The organism is Streptomyces viridosporus, assembly GCF_002078235.1.
Classification (GTDB): Bacteria; Actinomycetota; Actinomycetes; order Streptomycetales; family Streptomycetaceae; genus Streptomyces; species Streptomyces viridosporus.
In genome coordinates, this window is the sequence record NZ_MSGP01000054.1 from 1 (window position 1) to 11,282 (window position 11,282).

Annotated in this window: 7 protein-coding genes; all 7 read left to right on the plus strand. The window is 72.4% G+C overall.

Annotation, left to right across the window (positions count from 1 at the left end; all coding sequences use genetic code 11):
- The coding region (locus B7L92_RS03925) for an extracellular solute-binding protein (protein ID WP_081236089.1) at positions 1–1,611 on the plus strand (1,611 nt) is incomplete at its 5' end.
- A gap of 26 nt (positions 1,612–1,637) precedes the next feature.
- Complete coding sequence (locus B7L92_RS03930; RefSeq protein ID WP_081236090.1) at positions 1,638–2,744, plus strand: ABC transporter permease; 1,107 nt, start codon at positions 1,638–1,640, stop codon at positions 2,742–2,744.
- Positions 2,741–3,700, plus strand: a complete 960-nt coding sequence (locus B7L92_RS03935) for a carbohydrate ABC transporter permease (protein WP_081236091.1) — start codon at positions 2,741–2,743, stop codon at positions 3,698–3,700. The genes B7L92_RS03930 and B7L92_RS03935 overlap by 4 nt, the downstream gene beginning before the upstream one ends.
- A gap of 131 nt (positions 3,701–3,831) precedes the next feature.
- Entirely contained in the window at positions 3,832–6,045 is a 2,214-nt protein-coding gene (locus B7L92_RS03940) for a sialidase family protein (RefSeq protein WP_081236092.1), read from the plus strand.
- Entirely contained in the window at positions 6,045–8,027 is a 1,983-nt protein-coding gene (locus B7L92_RS03945; RefSeq protein WP_081236093.1) for a beta-galactosidase, read from the plus strand. Before B7L92_RS03940 ends, B7L92_RS03945 begins: the two co-directional genes overlap by 1 nt.
- Positions 8,024–10,258, plus strand: a complete 2,235-nt coding sequence (locus B7L92_RS03950) for a glycosyl hydrolase family 95 catalytic domain-containing protein (protein ID WP_081236094.1) — start codon at positions 8,024–8,026, stop codon at positions 10,256–10,258. Before B7L92_RS03945 ends, B7L92_RS03950 begins: the two co-directional genes overlap by 4 nt.
- Before the next feature lie 35 nt (positions 10,259–10,293).
- On the plus strand, positions 10,294–11,007 hold the full coding sequence (locus B7L92_RS03955) for a glycoside hydrolase family 12 protein (RefSeq protein ID WP_081236095.1): 714 nt from the start codon (positions 10,294–10,296) through the stop codon (positions 11,005–11,007).
- The last annotated feature ends 275 nt before the right edge of the window (positions 11,008–11,282 follow it).

The window sequence follows — 11,282 nt, forward strand, 5'->3', positions numbered from 1 at the left end:
GCGGTGGCCGGAGGGATGCCGCTGCTCACCGCCTGCGGGGGCGGGCAGGAAGGCCGCAAGGAGGGCGCCACCTCCGGGAAGGAGGCCGAGAAGCTCCTCCCGGCGTTCGTGGCGTCGAGCGTCGTCACCCCGGACATCCCGGCGAAGAACGGCTCGGCGGCCGGCTTCACCCGGGCCATCCCGGCCACCGAGCTGAAGACCTCGGTGCCCGAGAAGCTGGGCAGCGGCGGCAGGCTGAAGGTCATGTCCCCGTTCTGGGGCACCCCGCCCAAGGGCGACAACCCGTACTACACGGCGATGAACGAGGCCGTCGGCGTCGAGGTCACCTGGCAGAACCAGGACGGCGTCACCTACGACCAGAAGCTCGGCGCGGTCCTCGCCTCCAGCGACATCCCCGATGTCGTGGTCGTGCCCGGCTGGAACCTGATGGGCCGCATCCCCAGCGCCGTCAACGCCAAGTTCGCCGACCTCGGCCCCCACCTGTCCGGCGACAAGGTCAAGAAGTACCCCAACCTCGCCGCCGTCCCCACCGAGGCCTGGCAGCGCGGCATCTTCGGCGGGCAGCTCCGCGCGGTCCCGATGCCCGGCTCGTACGTCACGGACATCGCGCCCCTCTACCGCAAGGACCTGTTCGCCGAGAAGGGCTACGGCGTACCGGAGAGCCCCGACGCGTTCCTGTCCTGGGCGAAGGAGGCCACCGACGCCAAGGGCAAGCGCTGGGCCTGCGACGACATGAAGTGGACGGCGTTCAACATCTTCGGTGTCCTGTCGGGCAGCGACAAGGCGCTGTGGTGGAACCTCGAGGGCGACCGGCTCGTCAACCGCATCGAGACCGAGCAGTACCTCGAGGCCCTGGAGTGGACGCGCAAGCTCTACGCCGCCGAGGTGGTCCACCCGGACGCGGTCCAGGGCAAGGCGGGCGGCGACGCGGGCAACCGCTTCACCGCCGGAGAGGTGCTGGTCTACAACCAGAACATCTCCGACTGGTGGGGCAAGACCGCCGAACAGCGCACCCAGAACCCGGACTTCGAGATGGCGGCGTTCGACGTCTTCGGCCCCGACGGGGGCGACCCGACGCTCTGGGCGGTCCAGCCGGCCAACATCTTCACCTTCGTCTCCAAGAAGGCGTCGAAGCAGCAGATCGAGGACTTCCTCGCCCTGTGCAACTTCTGCGCCGCGCCCTACGGCACCAAGGAGTTCATGCTCACCGCCTACGGCGTCGAGGGCACCGACTACGAGATCGAGGACGGTCTGCCGACCAAGACCCAGCAGGGCGTCAACGAGGTCAACGGCGCCTACGACTACACCGGCAACCCCGCCCCGTACATCGCCTACCCGGACCTGCCCGACATCACCCGGGGCATGGTCGAGTGGCAGCAGCGCATGGGTGCCTTCACCAAGAAGTCGTCCTTCTTCGGACTGACCGTCACCGAGCCCAACCGCTGGTCCAACCTCGCCGACGACTTCGAGCAGCTCGAGGACGACGTGGTGCGCGGCCGCAAGAAGATCAGCGACGTGCAGCAGGCCGTGTCCGACTGGAAGAGCAGGGGCGGCGACGGACTGCGCGACTGGTACCGGAAGCTGCTCGACGACAACGGCGCGGCGAAGTGACCCGGAGCTGACGCGAGGAGAAGGCCGTGTCCCACAGCACGGTGCCCCGGAACACGACCGGGGCGCAGACCGCCGAGCAGTCCCCCGAGGGGTCCGGCGATGCCGCCGGGCCCCGGGGCCGGGGCGGGAAGAAGCCCGGCGGGAGGCCCGGGAGGCCCAGGAGGTCCGGGAAGAGGTCCGGGAGAGCATCCGGGGAGGCCTCGGGCAAGCTGGGTCTGAAGCTCAGGTTCCGGCGCGACCGCACCCTCGTCCTCATGACGGTGCCGGCCCTGCTGCTGGTCCTGGTGTTCAACTACGTACCGATCCTCGGCAACGTGGTCGCCTTCCAGGACTACGACCCGTACCTCAGCGAGAACGGCTTCGTCGCCATCTTCGAGAGCCCCTGGATCGGCTTCGAGCAGTTCGAGCGGATCTTCGCGGACTCCGCCTTCTGGCACGCGGTGCAGAACACCTTCGTCCTGTTCTTCCTCCAACTGGTGCTCTACTTCCCGATCCCGATCCTGCTCGCGCTGCTCATCAACAGCGTGGTCAGGCCCCGGGTGCGGGCGGTCGCCCAGGCGATCATGTACCTCCCGCACTTCTTCTCCTGGGTCCTCGTCGTCACCGTCTTCATGCAGATCTTCGGCGGCGCGGGCATCATCGCGCAGACCCTCCGCCGGCACGGCTACGAGGGTTTCGACCTGATGACCGACCCGGAGGTCTTCAAGTACCTGGTGACGGCCGAGACCGTATGGAAGGACGCCGGCTGGGGCATCATCGTCTTCCTCGCCGCGCTCTCCTCCGTCTCCAACGACCTGTACGAGGCCGCCGCCATGGACGGCGCCGGACGCTGGCGGCGCATGTGGCACATCACCCTGCCCGCCCTGCGCCCGGTGATCGCCCTGCTGCTGGTGCTGCGCGTCGGCGACGCCCTCACCGTCGGCTTCGAACAACTGCTGCTGCAACGACAAGCGGTGGGTGTCGCCGCCTCCGAGGTCCTCGACACCTACGTGTGGTGGAACGGCATCCGCAACCAGGACTTCAGCTACGCCGCCGCCGCGGGCCTGATCAAGGGCGTGGTCGGGCTGGCCCTGGTGCTCACGGCCAACAAGGTGGCCCACCTCATGGGCGAGCAGGGGGTGTACAAGAAGTGACCGCCGTCCTCGGCACACCGGCCGGTGAGCAGCCGACGAAGAAGGCGAAGAGGCCGAGCCCCTGGGCCGCGCCGCCCCGTCCCGTCTGGGAGGAGAAGCCGTCCGGGGCCGGACAGGCGGGCAAGGGCCTCGCCCTGGGCCTGGCCTGCCTGGCGATCCTCTTCCCGCTGTGGATCGTGGTCGTCACCAGCCTCCAGACGAAGAAAACCATCGACGAGGCCGGCGGCCTGGTGGTGATCCCCAAGGGCGTCACCTTCATCGCCTACCAGGAACTCCTCACCGGCGGCCAGGTGCAGCGCGCCACCCTGGTCAGCATCGGCGTCACCGTCGTCGGCACGCTGTTCAGCATGGCCGTGTCCGTGCTGTGCGCGTACGGCCTCTCGCGCAGCGGCTCGCTCGGCCACCGCTGGATCCTGATGACCCTGCTCGCCACGATGTTCTTCGGCGCCGGTCTGATCCCGACCTACCTGCTGGTCCAGGCCCTCGGCCTCACGGACACCTACCTGGCGCTGATCCTGCCCAGCGCGGTGAGCGTCTTCAACATCCTGGTGCTGCGCTCGTTCTTCATGAACATCTCGCAGGAGCTCATCGACAGCGCCCGCATCGACGGGGCCGGCGACTGGCGGATCCTGTTCCGGATCGTGCTGCCGCTGTCCCGGGCGGTCGTCGCGGTGATCGCGCTGTTCTACGCGGTGGGCTACTGGAGCGCCTGGTTCAACGCGTCGATCTACCTGACCGACCAGGACATGATGCCGCTGCAGAACGTGATGATCCAGCTGGTGCAGAAACAGGAACGGCCGGTGGGACTGTCCGCCCAGATCAACACGGGACAGCTGTCGCCGCTGGCGATCCAGATGGCCGTGATGGTGCTGGCGCTGCTGCCGGTCGCGGTGCTGTCGCCGTTCGTCCAGAAGCACTTCAAGAAGGGGATGCTCACGGGGGCGGTGAAGGGCTGACGCCCGAACGGGGTGTGCGCGGTGCGCCGGCCGCGGCCCCGTCGCGGCCGGTCGCCCCCACGACGGAAGCCGCACACCGGCACGGCCCCCGCCCCCGAGATCCCCCACTCACCCGTAGACGAGGTTCTGTCATGTATGCGTCTCCTCTGAGCCGACGTGCCGTTCTCGCCGGTGCCGCGGCCACCGCCGCCGTCGCCGGTGCCTGTCTCCCCGGCGGGCGCGCCGAGGCCGCCGAGCCCGTGGCCGCCCGCGCCTACCGCTGGCGCAACGTCGTCATCGGCGGCACCGGGTTCGTCACCGGGGTGCTGTTCCACCCGTCCGTGCGCGGGCTCGCCTACGCCCGCACCGACATCGGCGGCGCCTACCGCTGGGACGACCGGACCGGCCGCTGGATACCGCTGCTGGACCACATCGGCTGGGACGACTGGAACCTGCTCGGCGTCGAGGCGATGGCGATCGACCCCGCCCACCCCGACCGGCTCTACCTCGCCCTCGGCACCTACGCCCAGCCCTGGGCCGGCAACGGCGCCGTGCTGCGCTCCGAGGACCGCGGTGCCACCTGGCGGCGGACCGACCTCACCGTGAAGCTCGGCGCCAACGAGGACGGGCGGGGCACCGGCGAGCGGCTACTCGTGGACCCGCGCGACAGCGACGTCCTGTGGCTGGGCACCCGGCACGACGGCCTGCTCAAGTCGTCCGACCGGGGCGCCACCTGGGCGCCGGTGCGCGGCTTCCCGGCCGCCCCGTCCGCCACCGGCCAGGGCGTCACCCTCCTCGTCGCCGCCGGGCGCGCCGTCTACGCCGGGTGGGGCGACGCGGACGGCGGCTCCGCCCGCCTGTTCCGCACGCTCGACGGCACCACCTGGGAGGCGGTCCCCGGGCAGCCGTCCGGCACCGCCGCCCGGGTGCCGATCCGGGCCGCGTACGACCGGCACACCCGCGAGCTGTACGTGACGTACGCCGACGCCCCCGGCCCCAACGGGCAGTCCGACGGCAGCGTGCACAGGCTGCGCACCGGCGACGGCACCTGGAGCGAGGTCACCCCGGTGAAGCCGGGGGGCACGGGGGACGGCGGCGCCGCCGACACCTTCGGCTACGGCGGGGTCGCCGTGGACGCGCGGCGCCCCGGCACCGTCGTCGTCTCCACCAACAACCGCTGGGCGGCGGTCGACACGCTCTACCGGTCCACCGACGGCGGTCGCAGCTGGCGGTCCCTGAAGGACTCCGCCGTCCTGGACGTCTCCGAGACGCCGTACCTGAAGTGGGGCGAGGAGAAACCCAAGTTCGGCTGGTGGATCCAGGCCCTCGCCCTCGACCCGTACGACTCGAAGCACCTCGTGTACGGCACCGGCGCCACCCTCTACGGCACCCGCGACCTCAAGCACTGGGCCCCGTGGATCCGCGGCCTGGAGGAGACGTCCGTGCGCCAGCTGATCTCGCCCCCGACCGGACGGGCGCACCTGATCAGCGGCCTCGGGGACATCGGCGTGATGTACCACGACCGGCTCACCGCCTCCCCCTCGCGCGGCATGGCGACGAACCCGGTCCTCGGCACGGCGACCGGACTCGCGCAGGCCGCCGCCCGCCCCTCCCACGTCGTCCGCACCGGCTGGGGCGACCACGGCAACGGCGCCCACTCGCACGACGGCGGCCGGACCTGGGCGCCCTTCGCCTCCCAGCCGGTGCTCGCCAAGGACGCCCCGGGGCCGATCGCCGTCAACGCCGACGGCACGGTGCTGCTGTGGTCCTTCGTGCACTGGGACGGCACCAGGTACGCGGCCCACCGCTCGGCGGACGACGGCGCCACCTGGTCCGAGGTCCCCACCTTCCCCGAGGGCGCCGTCCCGGTCGCCGACCCCGTCGACCCGGCGCGCTTCTACGCCTACGACACCGACACCGGCACGCTCTTCGCCAGCACCGACGGCGGACGCTCCTTCACCGCGCGGGCGGACGGACTGCCGTCCGGCGACCACCAGTTCAAGCTGGTCGCGGCGCCCGGCCGGTCCGGCGACCTGTGGCTGAGCGCCAAGGAGAACGGGCTGTACCGGTCGACCGACGGCGGCGCGGGCTTCACCCGGGTGGAGAGCTGCCGGACCTCCCACACCCTCGGCTTCGGCAAGGCCGCCGGCGGGGCCGCGTACCCCGCGATCTACCAGGTCGGCTCGACGGGGACGATCACCGCCGTGTACCGCTCCGACGACGGGGCGAGGACCTGGGTGCGGATCAACGACGACGCCCACCAGTGGGGCTGGACCGGCGAGACGATCACCGGCGACCCCCGCGTGTACGGCCGGGTCTACCTCGCCACCAACGGGCGGGGCATCCAGTACGGGGAGCCCGTCTGATGCCCCGGCGCGAAGGGCCCACGCTCGCCGACGTCACCCGCGGCCGCATCCTCTACGGCGGCGACTACAACCCGGAGCAGTGGCCCGAGGAGACCTGGCACGAGGACGTCCGCCTGATGAAGGAGGCAGGCGTCAACTCCGTCACCCTCGGCGTCTTCTCCTGGTCGAAACTCGAACCCCGTCCGGGGGAAAGGGACTTCGGCTGGCTGGACCGGCTGATGGACCTGATGCACGGGGCCGGCGTCGGCGTCGTCCTCGCCACTCCGACCGCCTCGCCGCCGCCCTGGATGGGACACCTCCACCCGGACACCCTGCCCCGCGACGAGGACGGCCGCACCGAGTGGTGGGGCGGCCGCCAGCACTTCTCGCACTCCAGCGCCACCTACCGCCGCCACGCCGCCGCCCTCACCGAGGACCTGGCCGCCCGCTACGCGGACCACCCGGCCCTGACCCTGTGGCACATCAACAACGAGTACTGCACCTACGACTGGGGCGACGAGGCCGCCGCCCGCTTCCGCGGCTGGCTGCGCCGCCGCTACGGCACCCTCGACGCCCTCAACACCGCCTGGGGCACCGCCTTCTGGAGCCAGGGCTACGGCGACTGGGCCGAGGTGCTGCCGCCCCGCCGCGCGCACTACCTGAGGAACCCCACCCAGGTGCTGGACTTCAAGCGCTTCACCTCCGACATGCTCCTGGAATGCTACACCGCCGAACGCGACATCGTCCGCCGGCACACCCCGCACGTCCCGGTCACCACCAACTTCATGCCGCTGTGGGCGGGGCAGGACGCCTGGCGCTGGGCCGAGGAGGAGGACGTCGTCTCCGTCGACCTCTACCCCGACCCCCGCGACCCCTTCGGCGCCCAGAGCGGCGCGCTGGTGCAGGACATGACCCGGTCCCAGGCGCGCGGCCCCTGGATGCTGATGGAGCAGGCGGCCGGAGCGGTCAACTGGCGCGGGGTGAACCACCCCAAGCCGCGCGGCCTCAACCGCCTGTGGTCCCTGCAGGCGGTGGCCCGCGGCGCGGACGCCGTCTGCTACTTCCAGTGGCGCCAGTCCCGGCAGGGCGCGGAGAAGTTCCACTCCGGGATGGTCGGCCACGCGGGGGAGGAGGGGCGCACGTACCGGGAGGTCAAGCGGCTCGGCGCGGACCTGGCACGGATCGCCCCGCACGTCGGCGGTGCCCCGGTCGCCGCCGACGTCGCCGTGCTGCACGACTGGCACTCCTGGTGGGCCGGGGACCAGGAGGCCCGGCCGTCGCGCGAGGTCGACTACCCGCAGGTCCTGGGCGCCTGGCACCGGGCGCTGTGGCAGGCGCACCTCACCACCGACTTCGCCCGTCCCACGCACGACCTGTCCGCCTACCGGCTGGTCGTCGTGCCGCAGCTCTACCTCCTCACCGACGCGGCCGTCGACAACCTCCTGGCGTACGTGCGCGGCGGCGGCACCCTCGTCTGCGGCTTCCTGACCGGCGTGGCCGACGAGGACGACCGGGTGCGGCCCGGCGGCATGGACGCCCGGCTGCGCGCGCTCTTCGGCATCCGCACCCTGCACGAGTGGTGGCCGCTGGACCCCGGGGAGACCACCGCGTGCGAAGGCTTCCGCGGCACCCTGTGGTCGGAGGAGCTGGAGGCCGACGGCACCGCCGACGAGACGGTCCCCTACCGGGGCGGGGAACTCGACGGATTGCCCGCCGTCCTGCGCAAGGGCCGCGCCTGGTACGTCTCGACGCTGCCGGAGCCGGAGGCGCTGCGCGCGCTGCTGACCCGCGTCGCGGGGGAGGCCGGCGTCCGGCCGGTGCTCGACGGCCTCCCGGACCGGATCGAGGCGGTGCGCCGCGGTGAGGTGCTGTTCCTGCTCAACCACGGCCGCGAGCCGGTCACCGTCGAGGTCCCCGGCACCCACCGCGACCTGCTGACCCGGACGACCGTGACCGACCGGCTCACCCTCGGCCGCTACGGAGCGGCGGTGCTGGGACCATGAGCGCCACCCCCGTCCACGGAACCTGGGAGCCGCGCCCGGCCGCCCGCTGGGAGGACGGCTTCCTGAGCGGCAACGGCCACCACGGCGCCCTGGTGTTCGGCGATCCGGACGACGACCGGGTCGTCGTCACGCACCACACCCTCGTCCGGCCGAACGGGGGGAGTGGCGAGCACCGCCTGCCGCCCCGCCTGGCCGACGGACTTCCCGGGCTCCAGGACCGTCTGCTCTCCGGCGACCCGGCCGCCGCGGAGGACTTCACCGACGGCCGCCCCCTCCAGTGGGTGCAGCCCTTCCACCCGGCCTTCCAAGTACGTCTGCGCGGCCAGGACGGCGAGCGGGACGCCCCGGACGCCGACCGGGGCGGTCCGGACCGGTACCGCCGCGCGGTCGACTTCGCCACCGGCGTCACGGAGGCGACCCGCGCCGGTCGGACCAGCCGCGTCTTCGTCTCCCGCGCCGACGACGTGATCGTCCAGCACGTCACCGCCCCCGCGCCCGTCCTCGACGTGTCCCTGGACCACCGCCTGCCCGGTGCCCCCGCCGCGCTGGGTGTCGGCCACGGCGCCGTCCTCACCCCCGAGGGCGCCCTGCTGAGCCTGCGCGTCCGCTACCCGGGCAGCGACCTCGCGTACACCGGCGTCACCCTGGTCGCCGTCACCGGCGGCACGACGAAGCTCACCCCTCCGGGGGCCCGGGTCGAGGGCGCGCGGTCCGTGCTGCTGCTCACCCGGGTGCGGCGGCACACCGGGGAGGCGGACGTGGCGGCCGAGGGCCGCGCCCTGCGGGACCTGCTCGACGAGGGGCGGGACGCGTACGACGACCTCCTGGCCCGCCACCTGCCGCACCACCGCACCGCCTACGAACGCGTCACCCTCGACCTCGCCGCCGACCCGGCCGAACGCGCCCTGCCGGGTTCCGTGCTGCTGACCCGGCCGCACAGCGCCGCCCTGCTGGAACGGCTCTTCGCGGCCGGCCGCTACCACCTGCTGTCCGCCGGCGGCCTGCTCCCGCCCCGCCTCACCGGCCTGTGGACCGGCGACTGGGACACCGCCTGGTCCGGCGCCTTCACCAACGACGCCAACCTCAACCTCCAGACCGCCTCCGCCGCGGCCGCGGCCCTCCCCGAGGTCACCGAGGCGCTGGCGTCGCTCGTCCACCGCCAGCTGCCCGACTGGCGGGACAACGCCCGCGCGGTCTTCGGCACGCGGGGCGCGGTCGCGCCCGCGCACACCGACGGCGAGTCCGGGCACGCGTACCACTTCAGCCGCGAGTACCCCCTCCACCTGTGGACCGCCGGCGCCGACTGGCTCCTCAAACCCCTCGTCGACCACGACGAGACCCGCGGCGAGCGGGACCCGCGCACCGCCGCCGCGCTCGCCGAAGTCGCCCTGTTCTACGAGGACTTCCTCACCCGCACCGACTCCGAGGGCCGACTGGTCGTCGTCCCCTCCTACTCGCCCGAGAACCGGCCCGCGAACGCGAGCTGGGGCACGGTCAACGCGGCCATGGACCTCTCCGCGGCCCGGCACGCCCTGCTGACCGCGGCGACGTACCACCCGGAGCACGCCGCTGGTTGGCGGGCACTCGCCGACCGCCTCCCGCCGCACCGGACCAACGCCGACGGCGCGCTCGCCGAATGGGCCTGGCCGGGCCTGGAGGACTCCTACGACCACCGCCACCTCAGCCACCTCTACGGCGTCTGGCCCCTGGAGGAGATCACCCCCTACGACACCCCGGACCTCGCGGCGGCCGCCCACCGCGCCCTCGAACTGCGCGGCACCGAGAACGACTCCGCGCACGGCCACCTGCACCACGCCCTGATCGCGGCGCGGCTGCGGGACGGCGAGCGGGTCGCCCACGCGCTCGCCCGGGTGCTGGAGGGCGACTTCTTCCACGTCTCCCTGATGAGCGCGCACTACCCGCACCGGCACGTCTACAACGCCGACGCCGCCCACACCCTGCCCGCCGTGCTGATCGAGGCGCTCGTGCAGTCCACCCCCGACCGGCTGGTCCTGCTGCCCGCCCCGCCACCGGCGTACCCGAGCGGCGCCCTGCGCGGGGTGCGCACCCGCTTCGGTGCCGCACTCGACCTCACCTGGTCCCCGGCCGGCGCCACCGCCGTCCTGCGGCCGGACCGCACCCACCGCATCGACCTGTGGACTTCCGCCGGCGCCGAGCCCCTCGACCTCGTCGCCGGAGAAGACCGCGTCCTCACGCTGAGGACGCGGTGATCCCCGCCATTCCCCCCACCCATGGAAGGAACACCATGGCAACCAGCACCCTGAGCAGGATCACCAAGGTCCTGCTGGCCCCCGCCCTCGCGCTCGGCGCCACCGTCGGCCTCGCCTCCGCCCCCGCCCACGCCGCCGTCTGGAACTCCTGCGACCAGTGGGGCAACACCGGCCTGAACGGCTACACGCTCTACAACAACATCTGGGGCTCCGGCGCAGGCAGCCAGTGCATCTGGGCCAACTCCGGCACCAACTGGGGCGTGTGGGCGAACCACCCCGACACCGGCGGCATCAAGTCCTACCCGAACGCCAAGAAGGTGATCAACAAGCCGATCGCCTCGATCGGTTCGCTCACCAGCAGCTACAACGTCACCGTCCCGTCCTCGGGCGCGTACAACACCTCGTACGACATCTGGGACACGGACTACGACTACGAGATCATGCTCTGGGTCAACGACAACGGCGCCGTGGGCCCGCTCGGCACCGCCCAGGGCACGGTGTCCCTCGGCGGCCACACCTGGAACGTCTACAAGGGCAGCAACGGGCACAACGAGGTCTTCTCGTTCCTGCGCACCTCCGACTCCACCTCCGGCACGGTGAACATCCTGCCGATCCTGAAGTGGATCAAGGACACCAAGGGCTGGATGGGCAACGAGACCATCGGTGACGTCCAGTTCGGGTACGAGATCACCTCGTCGGCGGGCGGGCTGGACTTCCGCACCAACAACCTCACGGTGTCGGGCGGTTAGGCCCCGGTACCGTCTCCTCGCCGCCCGTGCCGGTGCAGCTCCCCGAGCCGCCGGCCCGGGCGGCTCCGGTGTTCCCGGGGACCGGCGTGCCTCCATAACGCCGTGCAGGGGCAGGAGCGGGAGCTCCCCCGCGGCCGCCGCCGCGACTACGTTTTCCGGTGATCACCACCGGAGCGCGTCCGCGCGACCACAACAGCCCGCCCCACGAGCGCGGGCGCGCTCCGGGTCGGGCACGTCCCGTCCTTCCCGCCCCCACCGAGGAGACCGAGGAACCC

Bases quoted from the DNA above. Each gene is read 5' to 3' on its own strand.
- B7L92_RS03955 (WP_081236095.1), top strand. From the start codon at position 10,294: ATGGCAACCAGCACCCTGAGCAGGATCACCAAGGTCCTGCTGGCCCCC.
- B7L92_RS03940 (WP_081236092.1), top strand. From the start codon at position 3,832: ATGTATGCGTCTCCTCTGAGCCGACGTGCCGTTCTCGCCGGTGCCGCG.
- B7L92_RS03945 (WP_081236093.1), top strand. From the start codon at position 6,045: ATGCCCCGGCGCGAAGGGCCCACGCTCGCCGACGTCACCCGCGGCCGC.
- B7L92_RS03950 (WP_081236094.1), top strand. From the start codon at position 8,024: ATGAGCGCCACCCCCGTCCACGGAACCTGGGAGCCGCGCCCGGCCGCC.